Origin of the sequence: Chelatococcus sp. CO-6 (genome assembly GCF_001271345.1) — a bacterium.
In the GTDB taxonomy this organism is placed as follows: Bacteria; Pseudomonadota; Alphaproteobacteria; order Rhizobiales; family Beijerinckiaceae; genus Chelatococcus_A; species Chelatococcus_A caeni.
The window spans coordinates 986055-1002918 of sequence record NZ_CP012398.1; the positions used below are offsets into that span (position 1 = coordinate 986055).

Annotated in this window: 19 protein-coding genes; 13 read left to right on the forward strand and 6 right to left on the reverse strand. The window is 69.2% G+C overall.

Annotated elements, in window-relative coordinates; all coding sequences use genetic code 11:
* Nucleotides 1-102 precede the first annotated feature (102 nt).
* From AL346_RS04725 to AL346_RS04755, 7 genes are all read left to right on the forward strand, one after another.
* Nucleotides 103-1107, forward strand: coding sequence for an NAD(P)H-quinone oxidoreductase (locus AL346_RS04725; protein ID WP_053193325.1), 1005 nt, complete (start codon nt 103-105; stop codon nt 1105-1107).
* Nucleotides 1100-1879, forward strand: coding sequence for an SDR family NAD(P)-dependent oxidoreductase (locus AL346_RS04730; RefSeq protein WP_019401797.1), 780 nt, complete (start codon nt 1100-1102; stop codon nt 1877-1879). Before AL346_RS04725 ends, AL346_RS04730 begins: the two co-directional genes overlap by 8 nt.
* Nucleotides 1876-2628, forward strand: a complete 753-nt coding sequence (locus AL346_RS04735; RefSeq protein WP_053193326.1) for an SDR family NAD(P)-dependent oxidoreductase — start codon at nt 1876-1878, stop codon at nt 2626-2628. Before AL346_RS04730 ends, AL346_RS04735 begins: the two co-directional genes overlap by 4 nt.
* Nucleotides 2629-2675: 47 nt before the next feature.
* The gene (locus AL346_RS04740) at nt 2676-3392 is read left to right on the forward strand and encodes a FadR/GntR family transcriptional regulator (RefSeq protein ID WP_019401799.1); all 717 of its coding nucleotides are present in this window, start codon (nt 2676-2678) and stop codon (nt 3390-3392) included.
* A gap of 318 nt (nt 3393-3710) precedes the next feature.
* On the forward strand, nt 3711-4223 hold the full coding sequence (locus tag AL346_RS04745) for a superoxide dismutase family protein (protein ID WP_026015075.1): 513 nt from the start codon (nt 3711-3713) through the stop codon (nt 4221-4223).
* A 38-nt stretch (nt 4224-4261) separates the two neighbouring features.
* Nucleotides 4262-4993, forward strand: coding sequence for a cytochrome c oxidase assembly protein (locus tag AL346_RS04750; RefSeq protein ID WP_156332684.1), 732 nt, complete (start codon nt 4262-4264; stop codon nt 4991-4993).
* Entirely contained in the window at nt 4990-5502 is a 513-nt protein-coding gene (locus AL346_RS04755; RefSeq protein ID WP_019401802.1) for a CopD family protein, read from the forward strand. Before AL346_RS04750 ends, AL346_RS04755 begins: the two co-directional genes overlap by 4 nt.
* On the opposite strand, the gene AL346_RS04760 is transcribed toward AL346_RS04755, so the two are convergent.
* Nucleotides 5466-5966 (reverse strand): DUF2231 domain-containing protein, encoded by a 501-nt coding sequence (locus tag AL346_RS04760; protein WP_019401803.1) that lies wholly within the window; start codon nt 5964-5966, stop codon nt 5466-5468. The two genes, AL346_RS04755 and AL346_RS04760, sit on opposite strands and share 37 nt — an antisense overlap.
* A 15-nt stretch (nt 5967-5981) precedes the next feature.
* On the opposite strand from AL346_RS04760, the gene coxB reads away from it, so the two are divergent.
* Genes coxB through AL346_RS04775 form a run of 3 tightly spaced genes read left to right on the forward strand, consistent with a single transcriptional unit; the run spans nt 5982 to nt 9582 of the window.
* Nucleotides 5982-6677 (forward strand): cytochrome c oxidase subunit II, encoded by a 696-nt coding sequence (gene coxB, locus AL346_RS04765; protein WP_050996545.1) that lies wholly within the window; start codon nt 5982-5984, stop codon nt 6675-6677.
* Nucleotides 6674-9223 carry a cytochrome c oxidase subunit I gene (gene ctaD / locus AL346_RS04770; protein ID WP_019401805.1) on the forward strand — a complete coding sequence of 850 codons (2550 nt, stop codon included), beginning with the start codon at nt 6674-6676 and terminating at the stop codon, nt 9221-9223. The genes coxB and ctaD overlap by 4 nt, the downstream gene beginning before the upstream one ends.
* Nucleotides 9220-9582, forward strand: coding sequence for a hypothetical protein (locus tag AL346_RS04775; protein WP_019401806.1), 363 nt, complete (start codon nt 9220-9222; stop codon nt 9580-9582). The genes ctaD and AL346_RS04775 overlap by 4 nt, the downstream gene beginning before the upstream one ends.
* Nucleotides 9583-9595: 13 nt before the next feature.
* On the opposite strand, the gene AL346_RS04780 is transcribed toward AL346_RS04775, so the two are convergent.
* On the reverse strand, nt 9596-10297 hold the full coding sequence (locus tag AL346_RS04780) for a bifunctional 2-polyprenyl-6-hydroxyphenol methylase/3-demethylubiquinol 3-O-methyltransferase UbiG (RefSeq protein ID WP_019401807.1): 702 nt from the start codon (nt 10295-10297) through the stop codon (nt 9596-9598).
* Nucleotides 10298-10634: 337 nt separating this feature from the next.
* Here AL346_RS04780 and AL346_RS04785 point away from each other — a divergent pair, with 337 nt between their 5' ends.
* From AL346_RS04785 to AL346_RS04795, 3 genes are read left to right on the forward strand one after another with little or no spacing between them, the layout of a single operon-like run.
* On the forward strand, nt 10635-11771 hold the full coding sequence (locus AL346_RS04785; RefSeq protein ID WP_019401808.1) for a prohibitin family protein: 1137 nt from the start codon (nt 10635-10637) through the stop codon (nt 11769-11771).
* Between the two features lie 52 nt (nt 11772-11823).
* Entirely contained in the window at nt 11824-12438 is a 615-nt protein-coding gene (locus tag AL346_RS04790; protein ID WP_019401809.1) for a YcjF family protein, read from the forward strand.
* Complete coding sequence (locus AL346_RS04795; RefSeq protein ID WP_019401810.1) at nt 12438-12617, forward strand: hypothetical protein; 180 nt, start codon at nt 12438-12440, stop codon at nt 12615-12617. The genes AL346_RS04790 and AL346_RS04795 overlap by 1 nt, the downstream gene beginning before the upstream one ends.
* Nucleotides 12618-12630: 13 nt before the next feature.
* Here AL346_RS04795 and AL346_RS04800 read toward each other — a convergent pair whose 3' ends face one another.
* From AL346_RS04800 to AL346_RS04815, 4 genes are read right to left on the reverse strand one after another with little or no spacing between them, the layout of a single operon-like run.
* Nucleotides 12631-13398, reverse strand: coding sequence for a 4'-phosphopantetheinyl transferase superfamily protein (locus AL346_RS04800; protein ID WP_197286602.1), 768 nt, complete (start codon nt 13396-13398; stop codon nt 12631-12633).
* Nucleotides 13376-15046 carry a cyclic peptide export ABC transporter gene (locus AL346_RS04805; RefSeq protein WP_019401812.1) on the reverse strand — a complete coding sequence of 557 codons (1671 nt, stop codon included), beginning with the start codon at nt 15044-15046 and terminating at the stop codon, nt 13376-13378. The genes AL346_RS04800 and AL346_RS04805 overlap by 23 nt, the downstream gene beginning before the upstream one ends.
* 37 nt (nt 15047-15083) lie before the next feature.
* A complete protein-coding gene (locus AL346_RS04810) occupies nt 15084-15293 on the reverse strand; it encodes an MbtH family protein (RefSeq protein ID WP_019401813.1) in 210 nt (69 codons plus the stop codon).
* 23 nt (nt 15294-15316) lie between these two features.
* A complete protein-coding gene (locus AL346_RS04815) occupies nt 15317-16843 on the reverse strand; it encodes a 4-hydroxyphenylacetate 3-hydroxylase N-terminal domain-containing protein (RefSeq protein WP_019401814.1) in 1527 nt (508 codons plus the stop codon).
* Between the last annotated feature and the right edge of the window lie 21 nt (nt 16844-16864).

Consider the following 16864-nt stretch of genomic DNA (forward strand, 5'->3'; position numbering starts at 1 on the left):
AGTTGCCTGACAAGTGGCAAATTGCTACGAACGACGATGATGATTAGATGCGACGGTGGCCCGCTCCCGGGCCGGCCAAGTTGCACAGCCGGAGGAAAGTCCATGACCGTTCCCGCTTCCATGCGGCAGGCCCGTTTCGACGGTGCCGGCGGCCCCGAGGTGATCCGCGTCGAAACCGCGCCCGTCCCGACACCCGGCCCCGGACAGGTGCTCATCGAAGTGGCGGCGGCCGGCGTCAACCGGCCGGACTGCCTGCAGCGGGCCGGCAACTATCCCCCGCCCCCCGGCGCGACCGACATCCCGGGGCTCGAGGTCGCCGGCACCGTCGTCGCCGTCGGCGAAGGTGTGACGAGCCCGCGGCCGGGCGAGAAGGTCTGCGCCCTCGTCATCAGTGGCGGCTATGCGGAATATTGCGTGGCCGACGCCCCGCTGTGCCTGCCCGTGCCGGCGCCGCTCTCCCTGACCGAGGCGGCCGGCCTGCCGGAGACCTATTTCACGGTCTACGACAACCTCTTCACCCGCGGGCGGCTCCGGGAGGGCGAGACGCTGCTCGTCCACGGCGGCTCGAGCGGCATCGGCTCCACCGCGATCCAGCTCGCCAAGGCTTTCGGCGCCACCGTCTACGCCACCGCCGGATCGCAGGAGAAATGCGACTTCTGCCTCGGTCTCGGCGCCGATGCCGCCATCAACTACCGCGACAAGGATTTCGTCGCCGGGGTCAAGGCGCTCACCGGCGGGCGCGGCGTCGACGTGGTGCTCGACATGGTCGGCGGCCCCTATATCGCGCGCAACCTCAGCGTCCTCGCCGTCGAGGGCCGGCTGGTGCAGATCGCCTTCCTGCAGACGAGCAAGGTCGAGCTCGACCTGATGCCGCTGATGCTGAAGCGCCAGACCATCACCGGATCGACGCTGCGCGCCCGCTCCGTCGCGCTCAAGAAGGCGATCGCCGACGAACTGCGCGAGAAGATCTGGCCGCTTCTCGAAGCGGGCAGGGTGCGCCCCATCGTGCACGCCACCTTCCCGCTTGCCGAGACGCGCGCCGCGCACGAGCTGATGGAATCGAGCGCCCATCAGGGCAAGATCATGCTGGAGATGCGCCGTGACTGACGCGGGCTCCCATGCCGGCCGGGTGGCGCTGGTGACGGGCGCCGGGCGCGGCATCGGCCGCGCCATCGCCGATGCGCATGCGGCTGCCGGCGCCGGCGTCATCTATCTCGACCACGACAGGGCGCTCGCAGAGGAAGCGGCCGGGGCCGCGACGGCCCGGGGCTGGCGCGCCGCGGCCGTGGCGGCGGATGTCGCGGACGAGGCCTCCGTCGCGGCGGCCGTCAGGCACGGCGCCGAGGCGCTCGGCCCCGTCACGCTGCTCGTCAACAACGCCGGCATCTCGCCGAAATCAGGCAGCGCCGGCGGCAAGGCCTTCCTCTGGGAGATGCAGGCGGCCGAATGGCGCCGCGTGCTCGACGTGAACCTGACGGGCGCCTTCCTGGTGACGCGCGCGGTCGTGCCGCAGATGCGCGAGGCCGGTTACGGGCGCATCGTCAGCATCTCCTCCGTCGCCGGCCGCACCTATTGCGACATCGTCGGCGTGCATTATGCGGCGACCAAGGCGGCCCTCATCGGTTTCACCAAGCATCTGGCCGGCGAGCTCGGCCCCTCGGGCATCACGGTCAATGCCGTCGCCCCGGGCCGAATCGACACTCCCCTCATGCGCGGCACGGCCGCGGAAGCCAACGAAGCCGTGCGGCTGGCGACGCCGCTGCAAAGGCTCGGCACGCCCGACGAGGTCGCCGGGATGTGCCTCTTCCTCACCTCCGACAAGGCCGCCTTCGTCACCGGCCAGATCTGCGACGTCGCCGGCGGATGGCTGATGACATGAGCGCGCCCGCAATCGACTTCTCGCAGAAGACCCTGCTGCTGACCGGCGCCAATGGCGCCATCGGCCGCGCCGTCGTCCGCCTCTTCCATGCGCTCGGCGCCAACTGCGCCCTGACCGATCTCGATGTCGAAGGCCTCGCGGCCTTCGCAGGCGAACTCGACCCCGCCGGCGCCCGCACCATCGTGCTGCGCCAGGACGCGGCGTCGCAGGCGGATGCGGACGAGGCGGCGCGGCGCACGGCCGAGCGCTTCGGCCGCATCGATCATGTCGTCACCTCCGCCGGCATCTACCGGGAGCGGCTCGTGAAGGACATGGACGAGGAGCATTGGCGCCGCTCGCTCGCCGTCAATCTCGACGGCGTGTTCTACACCTGCCGGGCCGTCGAGCCGCATCTCGCCGAGGGCGGCGCCATCGTCAACATCGCCTCCATGGCCGGCCATCGCGGCAGCCTCGCGCATGCAGACTATGCCGCCGCCAAGGGCGGCGTGCTCACCTTCTCCCGCTCGCTCGCGCGGGAGCTTGCGCCGCGCGTCAGGGTCAACGCCGTCTCGCCGGGGCTCGTCGAAGGGCCGATGGTGCAGCATCTGATGGAGGCGCGGGGGCCGGCGCTCCTTGCTGAGACGCCGCTCAAGCGCCTCGGCACGCCGGACGAGGTAGCCCGCGTCGTCGCCTTTCTTTGCTCGGACTGGGCCTCCTTCGTCACCGGCGAGACTGTGCACGTCAACGGCGGGCTGTACATTGCGAGCTGACGGCGGCACAGGGGCGGGAAAGGCCAGTCGATGCCTGGAATGATGCGATGACCCAGTCCCACGATTTTCTCGACCGAGCCCCCTCGCTCGCCGACACGCTGGCGCACAAGCTGCGCCAGGAGATCGCCGCCGGACGCATGCGACCGGGCGAACGCCTGCCGACCGAGCAGCAGATCTCGGAACGTTACGGTGTCAGCCGGCCGACGGTGCGCGAGGCCATCGGCCGGTTGAAGCACGACGGCCTCGTCGTCACGCGCCAGGGCGCCGGCGCCTTCATCGCCGAGCCCGGCGCGCTCGCCGTCTTCCGTCTCGATGTCGAGGACTTCACCAACCGCGACGAGATCCGCAACATCGTCGAATTGCTCATGGCCGTCGAGGCGACCGCGACGGAGCTAGCCGCCCAGCGCCGCGGCGAGGAGGACCTCGCCGCCATCCAGGCGCAGCTCGACGCCATGCAGGCGGCGATCGACCGCGGCGAGCCCGGCGTCGACGAGGACATGGCCTTCCATCGCGCCATCGTCGACGCGACCGGCAATCCCTTCTTCCGCGACCTGTCCGACTTCCTCGACAGGCGCGTGCGCCACTTCATCCGCACCGCCCGCGCCAACACGGCGCGCATGGGCGGCCTGACCCAGGCAGTCCAGGCCGAGCACCAGGCGATCTTCGACATGATCGCCAAGGCCGACCCGGCCGGCGCGCGGCGCGCGGCGGAAACCCACCTGCGCAATGCCGCCGAGCGCCTGTCGCTCTATTTCGCGAAATAGCGGCACGGATCGGCGTCCCGCGCCCGGCGCCACACCCCGGGAACCATTCGGCCTTCGTGACGTTACCCCACGGACGTAACGGAGGCTGCGAGTGTCCGGCGGGCGCGTCCCTGAGCGATACCTCCTGATATCCTCGACTGGCGACGGCAGGTCCGACCCGCCGGAAGTGGCGGTTGCGCGCATGGCCATCCGCCCTCCGCGCGTCGAGCCGCGGTTCACGCGGGCGCACGCCGCCTCACCACCGGACCCTGCTGTTGGACGCCCGCGCCAGGCCTGGGGTCGCGGCCGCCCGGCAACCTGACGAGGAGGGAGATTGCCATGAGAATGATCGGAGCTATCGCCGCAGCATTGGCCTTCACGGCCGGCGGGGCCCTCGCTCAGGAACCCGCGACCGCGACGGCGAATTTCGTCGATGCCAAGGGCGAGGCGAACGGCAACGCCCGCTTGACCGCCGTTCCCAGCGGCGGCGTCCTGATCGCCATCGAGATCACGGGCCTGCCTGCCGGCCAGCGGGTCGCCTTCCACGTGCACGAGACGGGCAGCTGCGACCACACCACCGGCCATGATTCCGCCGGCGGCCATTTCAACCCGACCTCGAAGGAACACGGCTACAAGGTGGCGGGCGGGCCCCATGCCGGCGACATGCCGAACCAGTACGTCGGCAGCGACGGAACGCTGCGGGCCGATGTCTTCAATCCCGCCGTCACTCTGGACAAGGGCGAGGCCGGCATCGTCGGGCGCGCGCTCATGATCCACGCCGAGCCCGACGACTACGAGAGCCAGCCCTCCGGCAATGCCGGCAACAGGATCGCCTGCGCCGTCATCGAATAGCCGGCCGTGACACGGCCGCTCGAACGCCGAGGCCCATGATGGACGAGATCTACTGCGGTCCCGCGCCGACGCCAGCGACCCTGCCGGCGAGCTGGAATATCGACGCGCCCGCGGCCGTCCTGTGCCTTCTCCTGATCGCGCTCTATGCCGTGCGGGGCGAGCGCGACCGGCGCGCCGCCTTCGTGCCGGCGGTGCTGCTCGTCGCTGCGCTGTTCATGTCGCCGCTCTGCGCCCTGACGGCGGCGCTGTTTTCGGCCCGCGCTGTCCACCACGTGCTGCTCGTGGCCGTGGCGGCGCCCCTGCTCGCCGCGAGCTTCCCCACCCGCCGCCGCGGCGGCCGGCCAAGGGGCCTCGCGCTCCTCGTGGCCCTTCACGGCCTCGTGTTCTGGGCCTGGCACGCGCCGGCACTCTATGACGCCGCCATCCGCTCGCCGGTGCTCTACTGGCCGATGCAGCTGAGCCTGCTCGGCACGGGCGTCCTCCTGTGGCGGGCGGTGCTGCGCGATACCCGCACCGGCGCCGCGCTCCTCGCGCTGCTCGCGACGGTGGTGCAGATGGGCTTCCTCGGCGCGCTGCTCACCTTCGCCCGGGAACCGCTGTACCAGGCCCATTTCCTGACGACGGCGGCCTTCGGCCTCGACCCGCGGCAGGACCAGCAGCTCGCGGGGCTCGTCATGTGGGTGCCGGCGGCGCTGCCCTATCTCGCCGCCGCGCTCTACCTGGCATTCGTGCGGCTCGGTGCCGGCACGGCGGAGCCGCGGGCGGGATGATCTGGCTCAAGCTCGTGCATATCGCCGCCATCGCGCTGTGGAGCGGCGCCCTCATCAGCCTGCCGGCCCTCTACGTCCAGCGCGCGCATGTCGACAGCACGGCTTCCCTCCACCGCCTGCAGGCGCTCGTGCGCTTTCTCTACGTCAACGTGCTGTCGCCCGCCGCCTTCCTCGCCATCGCCTCCGGGACCGCCCTCATCTTCCTGCGCGAGACCTTCGAGCCCTGGTTTTCGGTGAAGCTCGCCCTCGTCGGGGCGATGACCGTCATCCACGTCATGACCGGCCAGGTCATCCTCCGCCTCTTCGACGAGGAGGAGATCTACCCCCTCTGGCGCTTCACGGCGACGACGCTGCTCACGTTGGTCGTGGTGACGTCGATCCTGACCGTCGTGCTGGGAAAGCCGGATCTGCCGGCCCTGCTGCCGGACGCGTTCGGCGAGCCGGGGGCGCTGCGCCGCCTGCTTCCGTGGGTTCAGTCCTTGTCCGAAATCATGAGGCCGATGCCGTGATCGAAGACAAGCTTGCCGCCGTGCCAGCCGGCCATCCCCGTGAGAACCATGGCAAGGGCCGAAACGAGCAGCCCGTGCGGCAGCACCTCGATGTCGCCGGAAAGACGCAGGCCCCAGTTCAGGCCCATGACGGCGATGAGGCTCATGGCGGCCACCGCATGGCTCCAGCTCGCCACGCGCACCCGGATGCCGGGCACGAGCAGCAGTTCGGCGGTGCCGACGAGGCCCGCGCCGATGCCGGCGGCGAAGGCGCCGCCCGAGGACCACAGGCCCGCCCGCACCCAGAACGGATCCCCGCTCCACCAGTAGAAGACATCGCAGCCCAGCGTCACGACGACGAGCGCGATGGGGAAATGCACGGTCATGGCATGGATGGGATGGCCGGCCACCGCGACGGTGGAACTCGTGTCCTTCCCCGCGACCTCCTCCATGACCGGATTGGGCGCCTCGCTCTTGTCGTTCATCGCATTCCTCGACCGATCTCGAACAACGTCGGCCCACATCCATGGTTCCACCGCGCCGCCGCCGTTGCCGCGGCCCTTCCCGCCGCCGGCTGCAGCCGCGCCTACTCGACGCTCGCCCCCGCGGGCCCCGCGGCCGAGGCCATCGCGCTCATCTGGTGGATCATGCTCGCCGGCGCGACCGTCATCTTCCTCGCGACGTCGCTGGCGCTGGCGGGCGCCTTCATCCCCTCCGTCCGTCCTCTCCTGACGCCGAAGCGGCTCATCCTGTGGGGCGGGCTCGTCGTTCCCTCGCTCGGGCTCGCCGCGCTGGTCGCGGGCGCCTTCGCGCTCGGCGAGCGCCTGCTGCCGCGCCAGGGCGCCGAGACCCTGCGCATCGAGGTCGTCGCGCGCCAGTTCGCGTGGGAATTCCGCTATCCCGGTACGCCAGTGGCGACGCGGGACGTGCTGCACATCCCGGTCGGGCGTGACATCGATTTCGCCGTGACCAGCGAGGACGTCATCCATTCCTTCTGGATCCCGCGGCTCGGAGGCAAGATCGACGCCATCCCGGGGCATGAGAACATCGTGCGGCTGCGGGCTGACGCGCCGGGCACCTATGGCGGCATCTGCGCCGAATATTGCGGCGAGGGCCATGCGCCGATGCGCTTCACCGTCATCGCCCACGCGCCGGAGGACTACGAGGCGGCGCTGACCTCGGAGGCCGCGCGATGACGACGGCTCCGCACCAATCGCGCGAGGCCCCGCCGGCCGCGCCTCCCTCTGCCCTCCGGCTGCACAGGGAGCTGTCGGCGATCTGGGGCACGCCGCCCGGCTGGGGACGGCTCTCGGCGGTCAACCACACCATTCTCGGCAAGCGCTTCATCATCGCCGCCTTCGTCTTCTTCGTCATCGGCGGCCTGCTCGCCATGCTGATCCGCGTGCAGCTCGCCACCTCGGGCAGCGCCTTCGTCGGGCCGGAGATCTACGGCCAGATCTTCACCATGCATGGCACGGTCATGATGTTCCTGTTCGCGATCCCCATGTTCGAGGGCTTCGCGATCTACCTGCTGCCCAAGCTGCTCGGTGCGCGCGACATGGCCTTCCCGCGCCTCACCGCCTACGGCTTCTGGTGCTACGTGCTCGGCGGCTCGATCCTCGTCGGCGCCATGCTCGCCGGCGTCGCGCCTGCGAGCGGCTGGTTCATGTACACGCCGCTCTCCTCCTCCGCCTATACGCCCGGCATCAGCGCCGACGTCTGGCTGCTCGGCATCACCTTCGTCGAGATCTCGGCGCTCGCGGCGGCGGTCGAGATCATCGTCACGGTGCTGAAGCTGCGCGCGCCCGGCATGTCCCTCGACCGCATGCCGATCATGGCGTGGTACCTGCTGATCGTCGCCTTCATGATGCTCTTCGGCTTCCCGCCGCTGATCCTCGGCTCGATCCTCCTCGAGCTCGAGCGCGCCGCGGACCTGCCCTTCTTCGACCCGACGCGGGGCGGCGATCCCCTGCTCTGGCAGCACCTGTTCTGGCTCTTCGCTCATCCCGAGGTCTACATCATCTTCCTGCCGGCGGCCGGGGCGATATCGACCATCCTCCCGACCTTCGCCCGCCATGAGCTCGTCGGCTACCGCATCATCGTCGTGGCCGTGATCGCGGTGGCCTTCCTCTCCTTCGGGCTGTGGGTGCACCACATGTTCACGGTCGGCATCCCGCATCTGGCGCTCGCCTTCTTCTCGGCCGCCAGCGGGCTGGTGGCGATCCCCACCGCCGTGCAGATCTTCGCCTGGATCGCCACCCTGGCGCAGGGACGCCTGCGCTGGGACGTGCCGATGCTCTATCTCACCGGCTTCTTCGTCATCTTCGTCATCGGCGGGCTGACCGGCGTCATGGTCGCCATGGTGCCCTTCAATCTCCAGGCCCACGACACGCACTTCATCGTCGCGCACCTGCACTATGTGCTCATCGGCGGCTTCGTCTTCCCGATGATGGCGGCCACCTATTACTGGCTGCCGCACTTCACGGGCCGCCTCGCCGACCACCGCCTGTCCGTCCCGGCGTTCTGGCTGATCTTCGGCGGCTTCAACCTCACCTTCTTCCTGATGCATCTGACGGGCCTCCTCGGCATGCCGCGGCGCGTCGCGACCTATGCCGCCGAGGCCGGCTGGGAATGGCTGAACCTCCTGTCCTCCGTCGGCGGCTTCTTGATGACGGTCGGCTTCGCCCTCTTCGCCGCCGACGTTCTCGTGCAGATCCGCTTCGGCAAGGGCTTCCGCCGCAATCCCCACCAGGCCCGCACCCTCGAATGGGCGATGCCCACGCCGCCCCCGCCCTATGCCTTCGCCTCCCTGCCGGACATCACCGACCGGGCCGACAGGCTGGAGCCGGGCGGCCTCGGCAACCGGCTGGCCCGGGGCGAGGGCTATCTCGGCTTCGCCCGCAACCGCTGGCTCGAGACGCTTGGCGTCGACATGGTGTCCGGCAGGCCCGAGCAGCTGATCGTACTGCCGGGACCGACACGCCTGCCCCTCTGGAGCGGTCTCGCCACCTGCGCCTTCGTGCTCTGCCTGCTGTTCAAGCTCTACCTCCTGTCGCTCCTGCCGCTCATCGCGGTGGTGTGGCTCTTTCTCGGCTGGACGGCCGCCGCCGCCGCGAAGGCGGACCTCGGCCCGCTGCCGGTCGGCCGCGGAAGGGAGCTGCCGCCACACTGGGAGGCCGAACGCCCGCCGTCATGGTGGGCGATGATCTTCACGCTGGCCGGCGACGGGACGCTCTTCCTCTCCCTCGTCTTCGGCGCGCTCTTCCTCTGGCTCGTGGCGCCGGGCTGGCCGCCGGGGGAGGTCGTCCTGCCCGCACCGGTGCCCGTCGCGGGCTGCGTCGCTGTCTCTGTGCTGGCCGCCATCGCGGGCCGGAAGGCCGTCGCCGTCCTGAGAGCGGGTGGTTCGCCCGCCCTCTGGCTCGGGCTCGGCGCATTGATGCATGCGGCCACCGTCGCGCTCCTCGCCGCGCTGGCCGCCGCCGTGCCCGGCCCGACGACGCACAGCCTCCATGCCGTGACCTTCACCCTTCTCTTTTATGCCGGGCTGCATGCCGGCATCGGCCTCGTCTATGCGGGCTATTGCCTCTGGCGCCAGGGCGGCGGCTATCTCTCGCGCCGGCGCAGCCTCGACCTGCGGATCGCGGCGCTGTGGCACGACTACACGGCCGTCTCCACCATCGTCGCGCTGGCCGTCATCGTTGCGCTGCCGCTTCTGGCCGTCGTCCCGGAGACGCGGCCATGATCGATGCAACGTCCCGCCGCACGGTCCTGCTCCTGTCGCTCGCCGCGGGCTTCGGCCTGTGGGCGGTCGCCTTCGTGGTGCTCTATGCGATGCTCTCCGTCGGCTGCGCCTTCGGCTGGGACAGGGGAAGCCTCGTGCTCGGCCTGTCGCTGCAGCGCCTGCAGCTTCTTTTGCTGCTCGGGATCTTCCTCGCGCTGCATGTCGCCCTCGTCGTCGGGCTGAAGGCGCGGCAATCTCGCGCCGACGCTGCGACGGACCGGTTTCTCCGTTCGGCCGCCCGCCTCGCGGCCATCGCCGCTCTGGCCGCGAGTGTGTTCACCTATTTCGGCGCCGTCGTCCTGACCACCTGCAATCCGTGACGGCCGGGCCGCCTCAGGCGTCGGCGCCCGCGTTCGGCCCATCCGCCGGCTTGCGGAACACCCGCAGGACATGGCCGTAGACGAGCCGCGGCAGATATTCGGACGCGACGAGCTCCAGCCCCTCGCCGGCCGCCCAGTGTTCCACCGCCTCCGGCGACACCTGGCGCACGAGCTCATGGGAGAAGATGAGGTCGTCGATGGTGTGGGCAAGCCGCCGGCCGCCCGGCTCGTCCGTCATGTCCTTGTAGATGAACACCCCGCCCGGCGCGGTCCGCCGGGCGGCCGCCGCGACGACCTTCTGCCGCTCGGCCTCCGGCACATGGTGCAGCACGTCGACCATGACGACGACGTCGAATGGCGCGTCGACGACGCCGTCGATCGTCTCGATATGGTCGAAGCGCAGGCGCTCGCCGCCGGCGAGACGGCCTGCCGCGCCGCGCGCGAAGGAAAGCGCCGGCGCCGAGACGTCGCAGCCGACCCCCTCGGCGATTCGCTCGATCGCCACGAGAAGCGCCAGCAGCGCCCCGGTGCCGCAGCCGACGTCGAGCACCCGCGCGCCCTGCGGCACGAAGGGCACGATCCGGTCGTAGGGGCAGACATAGGGCCGCGCCGCGCTCAGGAGGCGCAGCGGCTTCGGCGCGTCCTCGTAGAGGTCGTAGAAGAAGCCGCGCAGGTCCGCCGGCGTGCATGCGGTATCGGGAGACGGAAGGCGCACTTCGGGACCTCCGGGTCCATCTTTCGCGATCGGGTGATGTACGACGCCGCCGGATGACGGTCTTTCGCCGGCGAAACGGAGCACTTGCTTGCCCCGCATCCGGACGAGGCGGCAAGATGCCCGAAATCCCGGCGAGTCGATACAGGAAATACGATTTAGACTTGCGCGCCACGCCTGATCTTGCAAGTTTCAGCCAGCATTCGCGAATGGTGTGGGCTTCGCCCCGAAGATCAGGATTGATGCAAGCCGTGCCCGTGCTCATGCAGACAGGGAGTGTTCGTCGTGAGCCGGCCCCGCCGGGCGCCCGGAGGCGCTCGCTCCGCGGCGGGGCGCGCCGATGACCCTCGCCGATGCAAGGCCTGCGGCGGCACGCAAGCGGCGCGACTTTCGCCTGAAGCGCGGCGACAAGATCATCGCCTTTACGCTCTTCTTCGGCCTCCTGGCGCTGCTGCTGTGGCCGTTCACCTTCTTCATCATCCGCCCGGGCGAGGTCGGCGTCCTCTTCCGCGTGCTGACCACCGGCACCGAGACGACCTTCGTCTATCGCGAAGGTCTCGGCATCAAATGGCCCTGGAACACCATCTACCGCTACGAGGTGCGTACCCAGGCGCAGGAAGAGCGCGTCCACGGCCTGGCCCATGACGGCCTCAGCATCAACATCGACGTCACGGTGCTCTTCCGTCCCCAGGCGGAAAAGGCCGGCGTCCTCCACCAGCAGGTCGGGCCCGACTACGTCGAGCGGCTCGTCAAGCCGCTGACCATCGAGGCCGTGCGCGCCGTGATCGGCAAGTTCGGCCCGCACGACCTCTACCGCATCGAGGTCAGCAAGCTCGAGCGGGACATCCTCCTGGAACTGCAGGATTCGCCGGTCGATCTCATCACCTACCAGGGCGTCGTCATCCGCAACATCGACCTGCCCGATACGCTGAACACCGCGATCACGAACAAGCTGACGCAGGAGCAGAACGCCCAGGCCTACGAATACATCATCGATCAGGAGAAGAAGGAGGCCGAGCGCAAGCGCATCGAGGCCGTCGGCATCCAGACCTTCTACTCGATCGTGGCCGACGCGCTCTCGCCGCAGCTTCTGACCTGGCGGGGCATCGAGGCGACGGTGCAGATCGCCCGCTCCAACAACAGCAAGGTGGTCATCGTCGGCGGCGGCAAGGATCAGCTGCCGCTCATCCTCGGCAGCGACATCGCCACCCAGCCGAACATGCCGGCGCCGCCGGCCGTCGATCCCGAGACCCACCGCCTGCCGTCCTTCGACGGCCTGCCGCCCCTGTTCCCGACCCGGCCGGGTTCGCCCGGCTCGACCTCCGAGGCGCCTGCGCCGCGTGACGGATCGCGCGAGACCTCGCAGTCGGCAGGACCATCCGACAGCGACGCAACCGGGACCGGCACGACGCGCCCCGAACCGGCATCGACGCGTGTACCGCCTCGGCAGCCCCAGGGCACCCGCGACGGCAGTTGAACCGAAGAGCCGCCGGAGCGCCGGCACACGGACGAAAGACGAGGAGGCAGTCATGAATTCTGTCAACGACGCAGGCCAGAAGGTGCATCTCGTCGAAGAGACCGACGGGCAGGTGGAGACCGGCGCGGTCAGTCCGGAAGAGCGGCTGAAGCGGGCCGAGAAGATCATCAAGGACCACGTCCTCGTGGGCGCCGCCTCGGGCCTGGTGCCGGGCCCGGGCATCGACATGGTCCTTGCCTTCGGCACGCAGCTCAATCTGGTGCGGCGCCTGTCGCAGCTCTATGGCGTGCCCTTCCGCGAGAATGCGGCGAAGTCGACCATCACCGCGCTCTTCGGCAGCCTCGGCGCCGTCGGTGCGGGCGCGATCGCCGCGATGAGCTTCGTGAAGGCGATCCCCGTCCTCGGCACCGCCGTCGGCGTCGCCGGCACCAGCGTCTCGATCGGCGCCTTCACCTATGCCATCGGCAAGGTGTTCCAGCAGCATTTCGAATCGAACGGCACCTTCCTCGACCTCGATCCCGGCGCCTACCGCGCCTATTTCCGCGAGATGATGAAGCGCGGCAAGAAGGTAGCCGAGGAAGAGGCCGAGGACATCGAGGAGGTCGTCGTCGTCAAGAAGCGGCCGGCCAAGGCCGCCAAGCCGGCGACGGTGGAAGCGGGGGCGTAATGGTCGCCATCCCGATCGCCATCTATGCGCTGCTGTGCCTGCTCGTGGCCTTCCGCGGGCGGCACACGCAGCTCGGCTTCCTCGGCACGCTGATCGCCAGCGTGTTCCTGACGCCCATTCTCGTGTTCCTGGCGCTGGTGCTGCTCTCTCCGCACCCGAGTGATGTGGCGCGGCAGTAAGGTCGCGCTACGGTCAGACGCGCATGCGCCACAGATGCACCCGCGCCGGAGCGCCGTCGGCGGCAAGGGCCGCATAGGCCGGCGGCGCCGACAGGTCGGTGAGCCACCACCCCGGCTGCCCGGTCGCGCCGGCGTCGAAGAGCGGCCGGAACGTCGCCCCCTCGGGCGCCGTGCCGACGGCGAAGGTGTCGAGCGGCGCGTGCAGTCCGACGCCCATGGCCTTGGTCAGGGCCTCCTTGCGCGTCCAGCAGCGCAGGAAGGCATCCTGCTTTGCGGCCGGGTTGCGTTCGGCGACGATGGCGCGCCATTCACGTGCATGGAAATGCTGTCGGGCGATGTCGTCGATATCGTCCATGGCGCGTGCCACCTCGATGTCGATGCCGACACGCATGCCGGCTGCGACGGCGACCAGCGCCATGTCGGCGCTGCGCGAGGCATTGAAATCGAGGCCCTGGCCAAGCGCCCCTCCCCGATGGGAAAGGCACGGACGCCTGATGCCGGTTTCGCCGAAGGCGATGTCACCGGGCGCGCAGCCGAGGTAGCGCGCAAGCACGAGGCGCCGCAGGGTCCGTGCACGGCTGAAACGCTCGACATCGCGGATAAAGCGGTAGCTCGCGGCCTTCGCCTGCTCGTCGGGGCCTAGCACCCTCTCCGCCCAGTCGCCCTCGTCGAGAGCCGCGCTCCAGACGTGCACCTCGCCGTCCCCGGGCCAGGGCGGCGCGCCCGGCCCGATCGGCCAATGGCGCGGAGCGCCGGCATCAGGGGTGGAGCGGGGGACCATCGTCGGCGTCGGCAAGGGCGCGTTGCGGCGCATCGACCCGCACGATGCGCCCCTCCTCCATCCACACCAGCTTGTCGGCGAGATGGAAGTAGCGGTCGTCATGCGTGATGGCGATGACCGTGCGCCCCTCGGCCTTGAGGCGCGGCAGCAGCGCCTCGTAGTAGCTGCGCCGGAAATCCGGATCCTGGTCGGCCGCCCATTCGTCGAAGACGCAGACCGGCCGCTCCTCGAGCAGGGCGACGATCATCGCAAGGCGCTTGCGCTGCCCCGTCGACAGGTCGGTGGTGCTGAAGCGCCCGTTGCGGAAGGCGACCTTGTCGGCCAGCTGCATGTCCTTGAGCAGGGCGTGCACGTGGGCCGGATCGATGTCGTCGATGCCATAGAGCCGGTCGAACAGGTGGAAATCGGTGAAGATGACCGAGAACAGGCTGCGATAGGCCTCGACATTGCCATTCGCGACCGCCGCCCCGTCCCAGAGGAGGACGCCGTCGCTCGGCTCGTAGAGCCGCGTCATCAGCTTGACGAAGGTCGACTTGCCGCTGCCGTTGCCGCCGACAATGAAGACGAGCTCGCCGGCGTCGATGTCGAGGTCGCAGGGGCCGACCGAGAAGCCGCGCTCGCCGTCCCGCGCGTCGTAGCGATAGGCGAGCCGGCGCATGGTGAGGCCGCTGCCGAGCGAGGCCGGCTCCGTGATCACCGGCTTCTCCGCCTCCTTGACGCGCCGGGCGAACTCCTCGTCGAGCGCCTCGAGGCTCTCGACCGCGAGGTTGGCGCGGGAGACCATGGGCAGGGTGCGCACGATGCTGGTGATGGCGCCGCTCGAGAAGACGATGACGGTAATGATCTTGCCGGGCACCGAGAGGTCGGTGACATAGTGCGGGATGGCGAAGACCATCGCCCCCATCAGGGCATAGAAGAAGACGTCGCTGATCGACTGGCCGTGGTTGAAGCGCCTGCCGGAGCGGATGCGCAGGTCTTCCACCAGTTCCGAGCGGGCAACGATGTAGTTGGCGTAGAGGTCCTCGCTGCGGCTCGAGTTGAGCTTCACCTCCTTGAAGCCGCCGAGGAGGTGCTCGAAGCTCTTGTGGAAGGCCGCTTCGCCGGCGCTGGCGCGTCGCCACAGGTTCTCCGCGTCGGCGTAGCTGCGCCGGTAGAAATAGACGGCGCCGGCGAGGAACACCATCGTCACGGCGAATGCCGTCGGCGACAGATAGCCGATGTAGATGGCCGAGACGATGAGCTGCATCGTGAAATAGATGAGCCCGACGACGGCCGGCGCCGTCTCCTCGACGGTCTGCAGGTCATGGCCGACGGCGTTGCGGATGCGGACGATGCCGATGTTCTCGAAGGCGGAGAGATTGAGGCTGCGCACCTGGTCGGCGATGTGGATGCGCATGCGGCTGAGATAGCCGGCGACGATCGCCGTCATGGCGTTGAGCGCCCTGTTCATGGTGAACAGGACGACGGCGCAGCCGAGGACGAAGAAGGCGAGGAGCTGCCACTGCAGGCCCTCCGACTGCTCGTAGTCCGTCACCGTGCTGACGACCGCGATGACGAGCGCCATGGCGATGCCCGGCACGAGCGAGATGATGAGGAGCTGAAGGCGACCCTCGCCCGCCTCGTCGTAGAGAAGCCTGAAGAATTTCATGAATCAGCCGCAGCCCCGAGCCTGTTGGCGCAATGGATCACGTCTCTTCGGCCGCGATCAAGCTGCGCGGGCGCATGTCGGTCCAGTGGGCCGACACATAATCGAGGCATTCCTGGCGGGCGGCCGGCCCGTGCACCGTCTGCCAGCCCGCGGGCACGTCCGCGAAGGACGGCCAGAGCGAATGCTGGCCCTCGTCGTTGACGAGCACCAGGAAGACGCCGTCCTCATCGTCGAAGGGATTGGCCATGCGCTCACTCCTCTCACTTCCGCTCAGGCCAGCCACGTCTCGGTGAGCCAGCCGTTCTCGTCATAGTCGCCGAGGCACTGGTCGACCAGCGACAGCATGGCCGCCATGGATCCGTCGGCCCGCGCCAGCGCCGGCAGCTGCAGCTTGATCTCCTCGTGGTTGCCGGCGTAGTTGCGCTCGTAGAGCTCGTGCCGGCCGGCGAATTCCGAGCCGACCGCATCCCACATCAGCTTCATGATCTTGATGCGCTCCTTGTAGCCGATGCCGTTGGAGCCACGCACGAAGCGCGCGAGATAGGGGTCGATCTCCGGGTTCTGGAAGTCTCTGGCCGACGACGGCAGATAGATCAGCGCCGAGGCGACGATCTTGTGCACGATCTCCTTCACCCGGCCATAGGCGTCGGGCGCCAGGGCGCGATAGGCCTGCGCGGCCGTGAGCCCCGGCAGCACGGCGCCGCCGGTCCAGGCCTGCGGCTTCAGCGCCATGGCATCCGACAGGGACCAGAAGAGGTGCCGCAGCGCGATCACCTCCCCGAGCAGCACCTGGTTGCCTCGGAACTCATCGCCGCTCGTCGCGTGCAGGGCCTTGGTCAGGAGGCCGGTAAGGAAGTCGAGCTTCACGGCAAAGCGCGTGCAGCCGTGAAAGCAGGTGCCGTGCAGATAGCCGGAATCGAGCGTGAAATTGACCGGATGGTGCGCCGGGCCGTGCACCAGCACGTTCTCCCAGGGCACGAAGACATTGTCGAGCACGAGGATGGCGTCGTTCTCGTCGAAGCGCGAGGCGAGCGGCGAGTCATAGGGCGTCGAGGCGACATGCGCCGCATATTCGTAGGAGTTGCGGCAGAAGAGCTTGAGGCCCGGTGCGTTCATGGCGGTGAAGAACATCACGGCCATGCTCGGGTCGCTCTTGGCCACGGTCGCGTGATGGCTGAGGAAGTTGAAATGGGTGAGGGCCGCCGAGGTGGCGACCACCTTGGCACCGGAGACATAGAGCCCGGCATCCGTCTCGCGCTCGACGCGCACATAGACGTCGCGCGCCTCGCTCGCCGGCTTTGCCCGGTCGATCGGCGGATTGGCGAGGGCGTGGTTCATGAACAGCGTCGTGTTCTGCGCCCGCGCATACCACTTCAACGCATTCTCCGCGAAGGGCCCGTAATAGTCGGCATTGACGCCGAGCGTGTTGATGATCGAGGCCTTGTAGTCGGGCGTGCGGCCCATCCAGCCGTAGCAGAGCCGCGCCCAGCCGGCGATGGCGCGCTGCTGGGCGACGAGGTCCTCCCCCGAGCGGGCGGCGCGGAAATAGCGATGCGTGAAGCCCTCGCCCGCGTCCGTCGCCACGGTCAGTTCGCCCCTGCCCTCGCGCTCGTCCGCGTGCAGCGCGTCGTAGAGCCGGGCGAGCGAGCGCACGGAATTGCGGAAGGCGGGATGGGTCGTCACGTCGGCGACGCGCTCGCCGTTGATGTAGACCGAGCGGTCGTCGCGCAGGCTGGCGATGTATTCGGCGCCGGTGAACGGGCGCCCGCCTCTGGCGACGCTGTCTTCCGGCTGCATGGTCCTCGCGTTCACTGCACG